A 14,439-nucleotide genomic window follows, 5' to 3' on the forward strand; every position below is an offset into this window, starting at 1 on the left:
GGGATGGATAGAAAAGGATTGAAAACAGGCGGATGGAAAGATAGAAAAGGAAGATCTGAGGTAAAAAAGGACGGCGCATGGCCATGCCGTCGATAAAAAGGGACTATGCCGTCGGCAGACCGAAGCCGGAACAGACCCTGCCGGGCCCCGGTAAGGTCTGTCCGTGGATTATCAGTCAATATCGTAACCAATCACAAACTCGTCATTGATTAGCAGATAGTAATAGCCGTTGCCGCAATTCCGGTACTCCTTGCTGAATCCGGCAGCCATGTCACCGTTTTCCCGCGGCTCGCACCAAAGCGTACCGTCATAACCGCAAAAGTCGAAACGAAGCGTCGAGAATTTCTCCTTATTCTTCATGGCCTGGCGGAACCGCTTCATGTCCCAGCTTCCGCAATACTTCTCAATCGTGGAGAGCCGGATGCACTTTCCGTCAATAGCCGTTCCCGTGGTGATACGGTTTTCGTACAGGGACTTCTCAAGGTCTGCTGCTGCAATCTTGCGGAGCCAGTCATTGGTATGCGTGGCAAGGCGTGCGAGCTTCTGGTATTTGAGAATCATTTTCCTGTCCATATCCTTTTCGTCTTCCTTTTCCTGTGACGGATAATAGATTTTTTCGATGCTGTTCCAATCTGAAAAAATGTAGCCATGCTTGCGTTTTCCTTTCGCTATAATACCGACGACGTTCTCCCTGCCTCGGTTGATAAACAATTTCCTGCGTTCCCCGTAAATCCTGACATACAAGACCGGTGGGTTCTGTTCGTTACGGAGAAATTCTTCTGCCGGATGCATTGTTGCTGCTGTTGTGTCCATACCTGTATTTTTTTTAGTTGTTAATTTCCCTTGGTTCGAGCCGCTTCGGACTCTCATGCCGGGATTGGAATTTTCGAGCAATGAAGACTGGAAAAGCGGACGACAAAAGCAGGTAAAGCGGCTGCGGATTTTATGGAATACCCAAATCTCCGATTTGCGGAAGGCTGCCGTCAAATCCGTACCCGATTAGCATAGCGGTATCTGCGGTTCGGACCGGCCAGTAGATTCGCGAAGAAAATCAATGCCGGTGATGAGTACCGTATGTGAGGCGTAACAGGAAATGAATCGGAACATGTGACGGTACAAAAGGAAAACGCTCTGTGGGTAAAAAGAGAAATGATAATTTCAAAGTTGATAAAAGTTCAGTTGCTAAAAATAAATAGACAGCTAACAGAATTAGGAGAATGTTTCAGGGAACGATGGAAAAGTTAAAATGAAGTTTGCTACAGTCTGAGGAATAAACAAGAAACTATAGAGGATTCAAGTTATAAATCAGTTCAAAACATAGTAAAGTATCAATTAAATAACTAATTTTGTATTCGGATAGAGGCCATTCTTTCCAAGGCATATGAATAAAGAAGAAGCGTTATGTTTATCTTATAGGTGAAAACGGAGGAAAATTTCAGACTGATACAATAGATAGCTTAGTGGTTCTTACGCATATAGTGTGGACTGCTATTGTTACATCTACATTACAGGTTTCTTACGACCTTCACTTAGACGTGACATAGTCGGCTCACGTTTTTTCAATATTAACCTCAATAACCCATAATAGAGCCGATGGGGAATTATACGAATATGAACAAATTTGTTATTTCGTTTCTCCTAATCACCGCTTTCCTTGCAGTGAGTTGCAGCGATGATGAGCCGAAAGATGTTGTCAATGAAATCAAGATGTCCGTTTCTGCTGAAACAGGTACGTACATACCATGGGGCAGTGATATTCCTGTTGAGTGTATGCTTGTTATGTCTGAAGACAATCCCGGAGTATGGGAGCCACTCGGATTTAATAGTATTAAATGGTTTACATACGAAAGAGGACATGAATATTACCTTTCGGTGGAGCGGACTATCCTTGCCAATCCTCCAATGGATGGTTCAGACCGAACCTATTCTCTATTGAGAATTCTTGAAGACCGTATTGTCACAGAGCCGGAGATACCTGTAGATAAAGAAATCAATTCGGAGGAAGACATTGAGTACTATGATATGTGCCCCTTTAACAAGTATGCCATAGAAAAGGAAATCATTGTCAATGAGAATGGAGAAATTTCCTATTCCGATGGTCACAACCTTCCGTCTTATGATAATGCCCGCATTTGGTTAGAGTGTATTCTTGATAAGGCAGATCCGAATTGGATTCAATTCAATAAAATACCCTATATGGCAATCTATTCATTTGTATTGTCACCGCTTACGGATGAAATACGGCTGGTGCGCAACGAATCATCCGGTCCAATGTTCAAGGAGGTCATTCCTGAAAGTGAGTTTGCCCATATCACCCAATCCATGAAGCCGGGCGAAGAACTCCGTTACGCTCTCATCCTTGCCAATGTCTATAAGAAGGGACTTCAGAAACTGGAATTTACGATAAAGAAACAATAGCACATAGCCATGATGAATAAACTTATCAACCCGATTCTTTTCATCATGTGTCTGTTTGTTACAGCTTGCAGTGATGATAATAACGGAAATGAACCTATTTCTTCATTCAGTCTTGATAAGACCTATTACGAAGTAAGATTGGGACGAGGTTCAACTAACATTCATGTAACAAACGGCAGCGGCTACATCAGTTTGAGCATAGAAGATGAAAAAATATTGAATGCCAAGTATGCAGGAGGATTGTATGCGGATGGCTTAAGAGGTGTCATCCACCTGTATGGACTGCAAAAAGGAAGCACGACATTGACTATTACCGACAATGTCACCAAGGATGTGGAAACCGTTGAAGTGAAGGTGACGGATTGCTATCTTGCATACGTGATCAATGACAGCAACCACCCGATATTGCCGGCAGGCACCACTCTCTTTTTAGTGAACAATCAAGCGCAGGACTACTATCTGTTTGACCAAGATAACATATATAACAAGCCTATACTAAAAGACAACAGTTACGAGTTCTTCATCACCCAAGACACCGACACCGGTACTGGCTCTGAGCCCGCCAACTACGCTATTCCCTACTTACGCTTATACATGCACAATCCCGCTGATACTGGAACAACCACAGCGGAGTTCTACGATTTTGAGATAGAAATGTATGGAGAAGATGCAAGTTCTTCATACGTGCTACAAGTCATTCAAGCCTATTTAGACGTAGATTGGGAGGAACTTAAGGGTAATATTCAGACAAAATCACCTGCCCCCATAGATATGACAATGATAATGACTGTCCCAGATACAGACTATCGAATTAGAGGAGTATTAAGTACAGTATCCATTCCGGAACACATATTAGAGTAAAAGTAAGTGGTTGAACCAACATATCTTACAAAGCAAACGAAAAGAATACTCAAGTTTTCTCTTTTCGTTTGCTTTGTTTTTAATCGCTACCTATAGGATTATTCTTCTGGAAATTACAGAAAAACAATCTTTCATTATTGGCGTAAAAACTGCAATCTCTCAAAAAACTTGATTTACATCCTTTATTGCAGAGTGAGGAATCTCCTCACATATAAAAGGGAAAATCCGGCAACGGAGGAATATAAAAGTGATACGGGGCTTAAAAAAACAGACGGATATGCTGTCTGCATATCCGTCCTGACTGTGTTTCAAAGTTCGGGAAGCGTGCCTGTTCTGACTTTCTTCCCGTCGCAATAGAGTTCGATTGTTCCCGGTCTGAATCCCATTTCGCCAAAGGCTATGTTTCTGACATAGTCCCGGTACTCCTTTCCGGAAAAGTTCTTTCCGCTCAGGTTGTTGAAAAACATGCGGATGCTGAATCCGTCTTCACTTGACAGTATTGTCCTGCCGTCCTGTCTGATTTCTTCTTTCATTTCTTTCCGTTTTAATTGTTTGAAAATCTGTTTTTTATTTCCCTCTTTTTGAACTGAGGGCTGTATTTTCAACTTTTTGAGGCATAAGGAGGATGAAGCAGCTGGTATCATAAGCCAAATCCGGATAGAAAACCGATTGTGCAGCAGTCTGTTTTCGTCATCCGAATGGAATGCGGTTTGGCATTGATACGCTTCGTCCTATATTCGCCGACGAAAAGAGAAAGGAAGCCCCATAGGAAAAAGGAAGAGACTTGTAAAAGAGGACGGCAAGAAGGTTATAGAGCGGAATTACGAGATTACCGGTGATATAAAGGGAAAAGAAATCATTATCATTGACGATGTGCTGACGACCGGACAGAGTGTGTCCGACTACAAGGAGGAAATAGAAAGGCACGGCGGCAAGGTGGTTGCCGCCATTTTCTATGGAAAGACGTTTTCCATGCCGCAGATGTCCGTCGTCCGGATGTCGGTATGGGGCGACAGTATCAGCCATGCAATCAAAGGGAGAAAAAAGTCATAGTTCGGCCAGTGCCGAAACACATTCCTGCTGTACTCTCCTGACATGCTCAAAAAGGATTGCGGGATCGACACTCTTGCCATTGAGGCGGCAGGTGATATGCAGGTGTTCTCCCGTGCTGCGCCCTGTAGAGCCGGTAATACCGACCGCATCACGCGGCCGGACGGCTGTTCCCCTGGCTACGAGAATCTTTGAAAGGTGGCAATAGCTGATCATGCAGTTCCCGTGCTGCAGCGTAACATACTTGCCGGAAGTCTTGTCCTGCCCGACCTTTACGACAGTTCCCGCCATCATCGCCAGCACCTTGTCGCCACGTGCCTGCAAATCGATTCCCCCATGAAATTTACGCTTGCCGGTAAAGGGGTCTTTCCTGTAACCGTATGGAGAAGTCACCTTGATTCTCGGTAACGGATAACTGACACTCAGGTAACGCTCAACCACCATCTGCCTTTGCACATCGCCGCGAGCCCCGGATTTATCGGTGTTTTCCGATACACCTTTCCCGGAACCCGTATTGTCTGAAGCTGTTTCCTTGTCCTTGGTGGCCGCCTGCACACTTTCCTCCCGATAGTAATCGGAAGCGGAGGAAACTGTATTGAATTGTGCCATTGCCGGTATCAGACTGAGCGAAATGCCTGATATAATCATCCATAAAATTTTTCTCATGCTGCAAAATTAGCATGGTCTGTCTATGTTGGACATGAACGGCCATACATTCTGCTATTAGTTTGCATATTTTATCGTAATTAGTACGATTATTCAAATAAAATCGTACTAATGTTATAAAAATGGTATATTATAATCATTTATATATCTGTGTTTTTGTTTGAATTTACAAGGTCATACTATATTTGCCGAACATAATTTTACAAACTTGATATAGTATGAAAAAGGCGCATTTTGAATTTGAAGAGATTCCCTTTTCGACGCTTGCCCGATTCGGGCTCACGCAGGAGATGATCGAGGATCTGCCGATGCACGTCCTTGATGATATTTACAACGGACGCCATTCGCCCGTTCTTCCCGTGCGTGTCACCGACGAGCACGGAGAAACGGTGGAAAGCCGTACCCGATTCGCTCTTATCCGCATGGAGGGTGGCCAGACGGACGTGGTCTTCTATCCGGCATTAAAATCTTCGCCGCTGGAACGCTTTGACGAAACGCAGCAGAAACAGTTGCTTGAGGGCAAGGCCATCATCGCGGATGTGGAAACCGCTGACGGCAGGCACAACAAGGCTTTCGTCCAGATTGACACGGGGACGAAGCAGGTCATGTATGTTCCCACGCCCATCATCGGGCGCAATCTGCAGGTGCTGGCCGAGGAGCTGCATCTCGGTGCAACAGAGGTGAACGGAATGCAGCACGGAGATCCGCTGACGCTGGTCGTGGACGATGAGCCCGTCACGGTAGGTATTGACCTTCATTCCAAGACCGGTATCCGTTTCTGTACCGGCGACGAGCAGCGATGGAGGGAACAGTCCAAGCGTGAATGGGACAAATACACGTTCGGCTGTTACGGTTGCTGGGTCATGGATGATGACGGAAACCTCGACTATGTTCCGGAAGAGGAATATACCGAAGAGTTGTGGAACGAACAGAAAAAAGCCGGGGAACGCAACCGCTCGGCAGCTATTCACAAATAAAAACCGATTGATATGGCACAGCACCAGTATTATCCCGAAGAGGTATTGATAGAGAAAATGCAGAGCGGCGAATACGGCTGGCTCGACTATGTGAACCATTTTTCCGCGGAGTGGCAGGAGGAATATGCCCGTTACTGTGAGGAACGCAACCTCGTTATCGGGAATGATTCTGCCGCCGAATTTGTCCGCTACAAGGACGAACAGCTGGAAGCGGCGATGGAGGAAGGAAACGCATAGCGGATAACAATCATAACATCAGACTATGGCAATACGAACCAATACAAACCCCAGAGCGATGGACTTGCAGCCTGAAATGCGCGACATACTGATGCGCAACGGGCTTCAAGCCCATATCGCATTTGACGGTGGCGGCTACAAGCTGATCGTACAGGGACACGATTCGCCGCTGCTGACCTATCCGATTACCGAGAAACAACTGTTGGCGCTTACGGACTGGGGAACGAACACCGCCAACAAGAAAGCCTACAATGTGCTCACGAGCATCCTTGCAAAGGATTTCTATCTGCCCAAGAACTTTGTCCATGCCCGCAATGCTAACGGACGTGTGGCGATGGGTCTGCACGGCTACCGTATCGGAATGGGTGAATACGGGCGTACAGGCCGTTGGGGGCTGTTTCCTCCCATACTCGGATGGACACCGCGCCAGCAGGGCGGTTTTCATCTGCGCAGGGTCGGCGGACAGCTCTTTTTCCCCGGAGCGCCCATTGTCCCCGAACGTCCTGACGGACGCATGAAGCCCGGCGAGCTGCAGTCCGGAGGCTACGGCTTTTATTACAAGGGAGGACAGCCGGAACAACCCGTACAGCCCCGTGATGTCCTGCAGGACTTGCAGGCTGCCATTACACCGATGGTCAGCCGTCCCCGCAGCCAGGAACCTGCCCGCCCGTACAGGGAGCTTGTCGCTTCGCCTGTCTATTTCTCGAACGAAAAATGGTCGGAGTGCCTTGCTTCGCACGGGCTTATTGTCGATGCGGAGAACAGAACCCTCACCGTGCAGTCCGAGAATGTCAATGCGGACATGGTCTATGACCTGACGGAAGAGGAAATCAAAACGCTTACATCGAATTCTCTTGAAGAGCATTCCATTGAGCAACGTCTGGAGCTCCTGAACGGGGTCATTGCCGGAGATTTCGCGGATAAAGTGACCTTGGATGATCTGAACAGTGACAAGCATATCGCCATCGGCCTCCATCCTGAAGTGCACGAGGAACTGGCCGCAAGACATTACCAGGAATACGCACAGGCGAACGGGCAGACGAAAGACTATGGCAACAGCCTGCAGCTGTCGGATGAGATCGGCGGGCATGGAACCGAGATAAGCCGGATTGCCGTGGAACCCGGACCGGAAGAGGGAAAGTACAGGATGACCGCCGTCATCGACGGGCAGACCTACAGCCACGAGATTACCCAGAAGGAATACGACAAGTTTCTCGCCACGGACGACTACCATCGGACGAAACTTTTCGCGAAGATCTTCAGCGAGGCAGACCTGCGCCCCCGTCCGGAAACAAGCAAAGGACTGGGCATAAAGATTCTTGCGGCCCTTTCAGCAGGTGCCGTGGTGGTTTCCGAGGTCGTGCATAATCTCAGATGCCATCACGGGCCGGAGTGTTATGAGGAACATTACCATGGGCCGCGTCCTTATTTCAAACCCGGTGTTGACACTCCGAGGGATGTTGCCATCCGGAATTTCGAGGCACAGATGAACCGGGAAATCGGTGATATGAGAATGGGGAGGTAAACTTATGAGGAACGGAGACCTTACATACGATGATTTTCTACAGAGACTGAACATTCAGGACATACTCATTGACGCGGGCTATCATCTGAACAAGCGTGACGGTCTGCGTTATCCGTCGTATGTGCGGATGGACAGCGAAGGCCGTCGTATCCGTGGCGACAAGTTCATCGTGATGCCGAACGGCAAGTGCTGTTTCAAGGCACAGGAACAGAAAGTCTATAACATCATATCCTTCATCAAGGAATACCCGCAGTTTTTCGCGGAATACCGGGCAGGAGTATCTCCGGACCGGCTTGTCAATCTCGTGTGCAACCGGTTGCTGAACCATCCCATCGAGGAACGCAGTACACGGATTATCCAGCCGAAACGTGACGTGAAACCGTTCGACATAACGGATTACGAGATTCACAGGTTCAACCCTCAGGACAGGGATACGCAGAAGAAGTTCTATCCTTTCTTCAAACACCGTGGAATCGACCTCTACACACAGTATGCCTTCCACCGAGATTTCTACCTGGCGACAAAAGTCCGTGAAGACGGGACCCGATACACGAACCTTGCCTTTCCGATGTCTTTGCCCAAAGACCCGGGGACGGTTGTCGGCCTTGAGGAACGAGGCCGCCCGCGTCCGGACGGCAGCGGCAGTTACAAGGGCAAGGCTGAGGGCAGCAATTCAAGCGAGGGGCTGTGGATAGCCAACCTTAAGGGTGACCTGGATTCCGTCGGCGGAGTGGCATGGTTTGAAAGTGCCTATGACGCGATGGCCTTCTATCAGCTCAACCGGGAACAGATCAAGAGCAACCCGGACCTATCCAGGAAGAGCGTGTATGTATCTACCGGCGGTACCCCTACAGAGGGTCAGATCAAGGGTATGCTTGCCGCCACACCGGAGGCACACCATTACCTCTGTTTCGACAATGATGCCGCCGGACGGCTGTTCGTGGAAAAGTTCAAGGCAATAGCCGGACAGATGAACATTTCCCCGGAAAATATCAGAGAATTTCCCATTCTGCCTTGCTACAAGGACTGGAACGATGCGTTGCTTGGCAAGACCAATCCCGAGTACCTCAAAGAGACCGAGGGGCTGGTCAATCCGATTGAAGTACGGCATTCAGGACAGGACGAGGAAGAACGGCAGACCAGTTATCACAGATAAAACGAAAACATCATGCAGACAGACCGTTTATTCCGCACTCATGTGTTTGTGCCCCACACCGGACAGTTCGTCATCAACGAGCTGCCCATTCTTGTGTTATGCTGTGCAGGATGGGTCTTTGGCGGAATTGACGGCTTGCCGTTCACGACTCTGTCCATGTGGGTCGCCCTTCTGCTTTCCCTGTTCCTGGTGTACAGGTTCATCTATCTACGACGCATACGCTATCGCATCGGGTCCGAACAGCTCGTGTGCGAGCATGGCATCATCTGGCGTAAGACAGATTATATGGAATTATACCGTATCGTGGACTTCACGGAAAATCAAAGCCTGCTGCAGCAGCTTTGCGGGCTGAAGACGGTGAGCATTTTCTCGATGGACCGGAATACCCCCAGGCTTGATCTGACCGGTATCCGGCGCAGGGATGACATAGTAACACTTGTCCGCGAACGGGTGGAATACAACAAAAGAAAAAAGGGAATATATGAGATCACGAATCATTAACTGGAGTCTGGCCCTCGTTGCCGTCCTGCTTCTGCCGCAGGTGTCCAAAGCCCAGATAGCGGCTTCCAATCCGCTGGAGTGGATTGCTCTGGCGGAGGGCAACGAGCTGATAAACGGCCAGATTGAAAAACAGATCAAGGGACAGACGCAGACGGCACTCCTGCAGAACAGCATCGCCGCCGAATTCAACCGCATCCATGAATGGCAGAAACAGTACAACGGCTACCTGAAGACGGTGAACGGATACGCTTCGTCACTGAAAGCCTGTACGCATCTCTATAACGACGGGGTCCGGATCTTCCTGACTCTGGGTAAACTGGGCAAAGCGATAAAGGACAACCCGCAGGGTATCGTTGCCAGTATGGGCATGAACAACCTTTATATCGAGACGGCCACGGAACTGGTCTCCGTATATACACTGCTGAACGATGCCGTTGCCAAAGGCGGTGAAGAGAATATGCTGACCGGTGCGGAGCGCAGCACTACGCTATGGGCGCTGAATGACAGGCTGTCGGCTTTCAGCCGGAAGCTGCATCTGCTCTACCTGAGCATCCGGTACTATACTTTCAATGATGTATGGAGAAATGTGACGGCAGGTATGCTTGACCGCAACAACGGTGAAGTTGCCCGCATGGCCATGTCACGCTGGCGCCGGGCAGCCTCCCTGACACGATAAAGAATGACGCGATGAAACGGACGATTTTGATAGTTATGCTGCTGACGGGCATCTGTATCGGCAAGATACAGGCACAGAACGATCCGGTTCTGGCCGGAATGATACTGCTCTACACGGACAAGGCGCAGAAAGAGCTGAAAAACCAGGAGAAGGTGATGATGCTGCAGACTACCGGACATATATGGACGAAAGAGGAAGTACAGGCTACGGCCGACCTGCAAAGGGAGTTCAACAAGTATCTGGATTCTTTCCGGTCCATCGTCTGCTACGCCGCACAGATTTATGGCTTTTATCACGAAATCTCAAGGCTGACGGACAATATGGAAGATTTTACCAGGCAGGTTAGCCGGAGCACGACCAACGTATTGGCAGTAGCCCTTTCCACGGAGCGCAACAGGATTTACCGGGAGCTGATGCTTGGCAGTGTGGAAATAGTAAATGACATACGAATGGCCTGTCTTGCGGAAAACAAGATGACGGAAAGGGAACGCATGGAGATAGTCTTCGGGATCAGGCCGAAGCTCAAGCTGATGAACACCAAGCTGCAACGGCTGACCAAGGCCGTGAAATATACGACTATGAGTGACATCTGGTATGAAATCGACGAAGGCGCACGCCCTGTTGCGGACAAACGCGACATTGTGGAAGCCGCCAAACGAAGATGGAAGCAGATCGGAAAAAATGTAAGACCTTAAAAAGAACGAGATATGGGAGTATGGAGTACAATATTGAAGTATGGCGGCAAGGCGGCCAAAGGTACCGGCAAGGCTGTTTTGGCAACCGGGAAAAACGTGGGTGAAGCGGCACTTCATCCGTCGCAGACGTTACGGGGCGCCGGACAAGCCGTCAAGACTGCCGCCGTCGGAGGTGCGATCGGTTATGTCGGCTGGGAAAAGCTGACGACAGACAAGAGCGTGGTGCGCATCGTGAGCGATGCGGTCATCGGAGAACCGGCCACGGATGCCTTGGCTGATACCGCCGAGGATGTACGGGGACTGACGGACAAGGCCGGAGAAGCCGTCGGCACGTTAAGCGGAGCTGTGGCGGGAATAGATTCCAAACTTGACGGGGTATCCAATTTCCTGCGGCAGGCTTCGAGTGGCGGAGGCATGAACATGCTCGGCAATTTTGTCCGTAACCTCGGCCATGGCAACGTATCTGGATTGAGCATCGCGGGCCTTATAGCCGCCGCTTTTCTCATTTTCGGACGTTTCGGGTGGTTGGGCAAGATCGCCGGGGCTTTCCTCGGCATGATGCTCATCGGCAACAATGCCGGCGTCTTCCGTGACACGAACACGGAGAGCGTGGCAAGGACACAGGCTTCCCCCGGCCAGAGCGAGGAACAGACCTATAACGGAGGAATGAGAAGATAACATTATGAACCAATACAGAACGAAATGAAATATACAGAAGAAATGATACTTCACTCCGAGAGCGGCTACTGTATGCCTTTCGAGGAGCCCCAGGGCAAGGAGGTGGAAATGACTCTCGGTTACGGCGAACAGACCGACCCGGGAACGGGCAAGCCGTTTTTCCACCATGGCATTGACTTCAACGCCCGATATTACAGGCTGTCTGCCGTCGCGAGCGGAATCGTGTCAGGGGTCGGCAATGATCCGGTACACGGGATATGCCAGACTATCCGGTACGGGGAATATGAGGTGACATACGGACACCTGTCAAATGTCTTTGCGCAGTTCGGTCAACGCGTGAAAGCCGGTCAGACTGTGGCCTTGAGCGGTGACAGGCTGCACGTCGAAGCCCGGTTCAAGGGAGAGGAACTGAACCCGCTGGAGTTCCTGACCATGCTTTACGGCAACATCCGTGCGCTTCGTCAGGCGGGAGGACATGAAACGGCGGCATTCCCGGATCTGGAAATGAGCGTGAAGACCGATTACGACAAGGACAAACGGGAAATCGAGGAACTGATGCTGCGTTTCCTGCCGTACTACATGGAGGATCTGCAACGCGGAGCCTACGTGTTGCCCGAGCACACGGAGCAGTCCCTGCGCCACATCTTCACCATGGGGGCGATGAGAGAATATTTCTACGAGAACATGCCGAGCATGGCCAATCCTCTCGGACTGGGGCATAAATCCATTCCGCTGGTCAGCAAGGTACAGAACCTGCTCATCGCTGATTTCCTGCATTACCTGGCCCTGCGTCACAACGTGTACCTCTCCACCATGAGCGGAGACATAAAAAAAAACTCCATGACGAAGCCGTAAGCTACAGCGGCATCATTGATCCGCTGGCTGAACTCGACATCGACATCCAGAGCTTCGACATACCGCGTATCGTGTCGGTATATCCGGACCGGGCCGGTGTCCGCTGGTGGACAAAGGCATGGTTCAACAACCGGGAGGAAGGTGAAGCCTCCGTGGAGATAGAGCGTGAACAGGCGATACGCTTCATCCATGACAACATCGAGAAAGACGCATGGCTGGAGGAGTTCTTCCCCAAACAGATGGAAGTGTACCACAATGCGATTGAACAGACAAAAGAACAACTGTTGAAACAGATAAATATGATATAGGATACTTATGGACGGAACTATAAAACAAAGCAGACGATTCGCGGAACTGGAACGTCTTTCGGATGACTATTTCCGTTACCACCTTGCTTCCGTCATGGATGAGACAAGAGATTATCTTGCCCGGAAACAAGGTGAGGAAATGAAGGAATATTCCACCTCCCTTGGCGGGGTTCTCAGCATGATGGCTTCTTCAGCCCAACCTTTGAACGACCCGTACCAGCTGCTCAAAGTTACCGGCGAATGGAACTCCAAGACAACGGAAGATTATGTAGAGATGTGTAAGGAGAAAATCGCCGCATCGGAAGACATACAGCACGACCTTGCGTATATGGCCGGGCAATGGCGTGATGCAGTCGTGAAGGAAATCGGCCGCGAACGGTACGACGAACTGTCGGAACAGCTTGGCGGCGATCTCGCCTATGCCTACATGGACTATCGTCTGGAACAGCAGATGATAGACAAACTGGTGAAAGACCGTATGCCCAAGTCTTCGGCTGATTATATCATCCGCAAGGCCGCGGAATCAAGCCTGTTCGGCCTGCCGCAGATGTTGAGCCGTTCCCCGCTTGCCGAGGAGATCGAGAAGCGTGGCGAGGCCGCTTACCGGCCGAGCAAGGTCGAGCAGGGTGCGGGATGGCTGTTGGGTGCCTCGGCGGATACCGTCATGCTGGGCGGTGCCGGCTCATGGGCGGCATTCGCCAGATTCATCGGTGTGGATGCTGCCGTCTCCGCCACCATGGCGCATTTGGAGCCGGAAGACCCCAAGTCGATTTCAGTCGAACAATGTATCAGCCAGGGTGTATTCGGCAGCGAACACAATGTGTTTGAAGATTTCCGGCGTGAAGCAGCCACCATGACCGCAGACAAGGATAGTTTCACAGCAACCGCCAATGAGCAGCTGAAGAAACAGATACCGGTCTGCAATTTCAACTTTACGGACTGGATGAAGAAGCAGCAGCCGTTCCCGTTCCTGAAAGGCTTGCAGGACAAGCTGAAACAGGAACGTGCGGAACGCTACAAGGATGTGCCGCTGATTGTTGCATCGGGGCAGGAAGAAGCCTACCTGAAAAGTCTGGAGGAAAAGAAAAAAGTGAAATCGGACGAGTCCAAACAGGTACAGCAGGAAACACGGCAGGAAACATTACAGCAGGAAACAGAACAAGAGGTTATGCAGGAAACAGGTACATCTTCCAAGAATGACTTGTCTGACACGCCGGCATCCAACGGCAACACGGGCGGATGGGAAGATCTGCTCGGCACCCTTGGACTGAGGGGCATGGGAGACATTGCCGGCAATCTCGGTTATGTGATGGCGATGCTGCCGGATATTCTGCTGGGAGTATTTACAGGCAAGACACAGTCCCTGAACATCAAGGACAACCTGCTGCCGATAGCCAGCATAGTGGCCGGTATGTTTGTGCGGAATCCGCTGCTGAAGATGCTCCTTATCGGTCTCGGCGGGGCGAACCTGCTGAACAAGGCCGGGCATGAAGTGCTGCGTGAACGGTCAGAAGGCGAAATGAACACGGCCAATAGAGGTGCAGCCCAATACCGCCATTATCCTGACGAACCGCTCAATCCCCGCATCACGAATCCCGTACTTCAAGGCAACATGCTTGTCGCGACATTTGACCGTGTACCCTGTACTATTCAATTATCGCAGACCGTGACTGACGCTTACCGGGCCGGAGCCTTACCGCTCAACACGCTGGCAAACGCCGTACTCGCCAGAAGCGAACAGCTCCGTCAAAGGGCTTCGGACAATTACGACAACGGACAACAGGAGACTATCGTGCGTACACGAGGTATCCAGTAGCATATAACCCCAAAACATAT

General features: G+C 50.1%; 16 protein-coding genes and 1 pseudogene. 14 read left to right on the forward strand and 3 right to left on the reverse strand.

What is annotated here, in order from left to right:
* Positions 1–171 precede the first annotated feature (171 nt).
* A complete protein-coding gene (locus tag BN8908_RS09200) occupies positions 172–813 on the reverse strand; it encodes a hypothetical protein (RefSeq protein ID WP_068692194.1) in 642 nt (213 codons plus the stop codon).
* A gap of 798 nt (positions 814–1,611) precedes the next feature.
* On the opposite strand from BN8908_RS09200, the gene BN8908_RS09205 reads away from it, so the two are divergent.
* Together BN8908_RS09205 and BN8908_RS09210 are read left to right on the forward strand one after the other, a co-directional pair.
* Positions 1,612–2,418: a DUF4377 domain-containing protein gene (locus tag BN8908_RS09205; RefSeq protein WP_034752794.1), complete on the forward strand. Its 807-nt coding sequence runs from the start codon at positions 1,612–1,614 to the stop codon at positions 2,416–2,418.
* A 9-nt stretch (positions 2,419–2,427) separates the two neighbouring features.
* Positions 2,428–3,279, forward strand: a complete 852-nt coding sequence (locus BN8908_RS09210; protein ID WP_007215973.1) for a hypothetical protein — start codon at positions 2,428–2,430, stop codon at positions 3,277–3,279.
* Between the two features lie 308 nt (positions 3,280–3,587).
* Here BN8908_RS09210 and BN8908_RS09215 read toward each other — a convergent pair whose 3' ends face one another.
* Positions 3,588–3,812 (reverse strand): DUF7688 family protein, encoded by a 225-nt coding sequence (locus tag BN8908_RS09215; RefSeq protein WP_005807178.1) that lies wholly within the window; start codon positions 3,810–3,812, stop codon positions 3,588–3,590.
* Between the two features lie 268 nt (positions 3,813–4,080).
* On the opposite strand from BN8908_RS09215, the pseudogene BN8908_RS09220 reads away from it, so the two are divergent.
* Positions 4,081–4,332 (forward strand): annotated as a pseudogene (locus BN8908_RS09220) (phosphoribosyltransferase); the annotation flags it as partial.
* Here the strand turns inward: BN8908_RS09220 and BN8908_RS09225 are convergent.
* Positions 4,327–4,995: a M23 family metallopeptidase gene (locus tag BN8908_RS09225; protein WP_068690210.1), complete on the reverse strand. Its 669-nt coding sequence runs from the start codon at positions 4,993–4,995 to the stop codon at positions 4,327–4,329. The pseudogene BN8908_RS09220 and the gene BN8908_RS09225 overlap by 6 nt on opposite strands.
* A gap of 218 nt (positions 4,996–5,213) precedes the next feature.
* Between BN8908_RS09225 and BN8908_RS09230 the strand changes: the two genes are divergently transcribed.
* From BN8908_RS09230 to BN8908_RS09280, 11 genes are read left to right on the forward strand one after another with little or no spacing between them, the layout of a single operon-like run.
* The gene (locus BN8908_RS09230) at positions 5,214–5,972 is read left to right on the forward strand and encodes a DUF4099 domain-containing protein (RefSeq protein ID WP_008781608.1); all 759 of its coding nucleotides are present in this window, start codon (positions 5,214–5,216) and stop codon (positions 5,970–5,972) included.
* Positions 5,973–5,984: 12 nt separating this feature from the next.
* The gene (locus BN8908_RS09235; RefSeq protein ID WP_005807182.1) at positions 5,985–6,209 is read left to right on the forward strand and encodes a hypothetical protein; all 225 of its coding nucleotides are present in this window, start codon (positions 5,985–5,987) and stop codon (positions 6,207–6,209) included.
* Between the two features lie 25 nt (positions 6,210–6,234).
* Positions 6,235–7,734: a hypothetical protein gene (locus tag BN8908_RS09240; RefSeq protein ID WP_068690212.1), complete on the forward strand. Its 1,500-nt coding sequence runs from the start codon at positions 6,235–6,237 to the stop codon at positions 7,732–7,734.
* A gap of 4 nt (positions 7,735–7,738) precedes the next feature.
* Complete coding sequence (locus BN8908_RS09245) at positions 7,739–8,890, forward strand: toprim domain-containing protein (protein WP_005807184.1); 1,152 nt, start codon at positions 7,739–7,741, stop codon at positions 8,888–8,890.
* A 12-nt stretch (positions 8,891–8,902) separates the two neighbouring features.
* The gene (locus BN8908_RS09250) at positions 8,903–9,391 is read left to right on the forward strand and encodes a PH domain-containing protein (RefSeq protein WP_005816004.1); all 489 of its coding nucleotides are present in this window, start codon (positions 8,903–8,905) and stop codon (positions 9,389–9,391) included.
* A complete protein-coding gene (locus BN8908_RS09255) occupies positions 9,372–10,067 on the forward strand; it encodes a hypothetical protein (protein WP_005807186.1) in 696 nt (231 codons plus the stop codon). The genes BN8908_RS09250 and BN8908_RS09255 overlap by 20 nt, the downstream gene beginning before the upstream one ends.
* An 11-nt stretch (positions 10,068–10,078) precedes the next feature.
* Positions 10,079–10,762: a hypothetical protein gene (locus tag BN8908_RS09260; protein ID WP_068690214.1), complete on the forward strand. Its 684-nt coding sequence runs from the start codon at positions 10,079–10,081 to the stop codon at positions 10,760–10,762.
* A gap of 12 nt (positions 10,763–10,774) precedes the next feature.
* Positions 10,775–11,440, forward strand: a complete 666-nt coding sequence (locus BN8908_RS09265; protein WP_008781610.1) for a hypothetical protein — start codon at positions 10,775–10,777, stop codon at positions 11,438–11,440.
* Positions 11,441–11,464: 24 nt separating this feature from the next.
* Complete coding sequence (locus tag BN8908_RS09270; RefSeq protein WP_068690216.1) at positions 11,465–12,295, forward strand: M23 family metallopeptidase; 831 nt, start codon at positions 11,465–11,467, stop codon at positions 12,293–12,295.
* Positions 12,296–12,318: 23 nt separating this feature from the next.
* Entirely contained in the window at positions 12,319–12,603 is a 285-nt protein-coding gene (locus BN8908_RS09275; RefSeq protein ID WP_025068803.1) for a hypothetical protein, read from the forward strand.
* A 7-nt stretch (positions 12,604–12,610) separates the two neighbouring features.
* On the forward strand, positions 12,611–14,419 hold the full coding sequence (locus BN8908_RS09280; RefSeq protein WP_068690218.1) for a hypothetical protein: 1,809 nt from the start codon (positions 12,611–12,613) through the stop codon (positions 14,417–14,419).
* Positions 14,420–14,439 lie beyond the last annotated feature (20 nt).

Origin of the sequence: Culturomica massiliensis, assembly GCF_900091655.1 — a bacterium.
GTDB classification, from domain to species: Bacteria; Bacteroidota; Bacteroidia; order Bacteroidales; family Marinifilaceae; genus Culturomica; species Culturomica massiliensis.

Coding starts and splice junctions, on each gene's coding strand:
- BN8908_RS09200 (WP_068692194.1), bottom strand. CDS start 813: ATGGACACAACAGCAGCAACAATGCATCCGGCAGAAGAATTTCTCCGT.
- BN8908_RS09205 (WP_034752794.1), top strand. CDS start 1,612: ATGAACAAATTTGTTATTTCGTTTCTCCTAATCACCGCTTTCCTTGCA.
- BN8908_RS09210 (WP_007215973.1), top strand. CDS start 2,428: ATGATGAATAAACTTATCAACCCGATTCTTTTCATCATGTGTCTGTTT.
- BN8908_RS09215 (WP_005807178.1), bottom strand. CDS start 3,812: ATGAAAGAAGAAATCAGACAGGACGGCAGGACAATACTGTCAAGTGAA.
- BN8908_RS09225 (WP_068690210.1), bottom strand. CDS start 4,995: ATGAGAAAAATTTTATGGATGATTATATCAGGCATTTCGCTCAGTCTG.
- BN8908_RS09230 (WP_008781608.1), top strand. CDS start 5,214: ATGAAAAAGGCGCATTTTGAATTTGAAGAGATTCCCTTTTCGACGCTT.
- BN8908_RS09235 (WP_005807182.1), top strand. CDS start 5,985: ATGGCACAGCACCAGTATTATCCCGAAGAGGTATTGATAGAGAAAATG.
- BN8908_RS09240 (WP_068690212.1), top strand. CDS start 6,235: ATGGCAATACGAACCAATACAAACCCCAGAGCGATGGACTTGCAGCCT.
- BN8908_RS09245 (WP_005807184.1), top strand. CDS start 7,739: ATGAGGAACGGAGACCTTACATACGATGATTTTCTACAGAGACTGAAC.
- BN8908_RS09250 (WP_005816004.1), top strand. CDS start 8,903: ATGCAGACAGACCGTTTATTCCGCACTCATGTGTTTGTGCCCCACACC.
- BN8908_RS09255 (WP_005807186.1), top strand. CDS start 9,372: ATGAGATCACGAATCATTAACTGGAGTCTGGCCCTCGTTGCCGTCCTG.
- BN8908_RS09260 (WP_068690214.1), top strand. CDS start 10,079: ATGAAACGGACGATTTTGATAGTTATGCTGCTGACGGGCATCTGTATC.
- BN8908_RS09265 (WP_008781610.1), top strand. CDS start 10,775: ATGGGAGTATGGAGTACAATATTGAAGTATGGCGGCAAGGCGGCCAAA.
- BN8908_RS09270 (WP_068690216.1), top strand. CDS start 11,465: ATGAAATATACAGAAGAAATGATACTTCACTCCGAGAGCGGCTACTGT.
- BN8908_RS09280 (WP_068690218.1), top strand. CDS start 12,611: ATGGACGGAACTATAAAACAAAGCAGACGATTCGCGGAACTGGAACGT.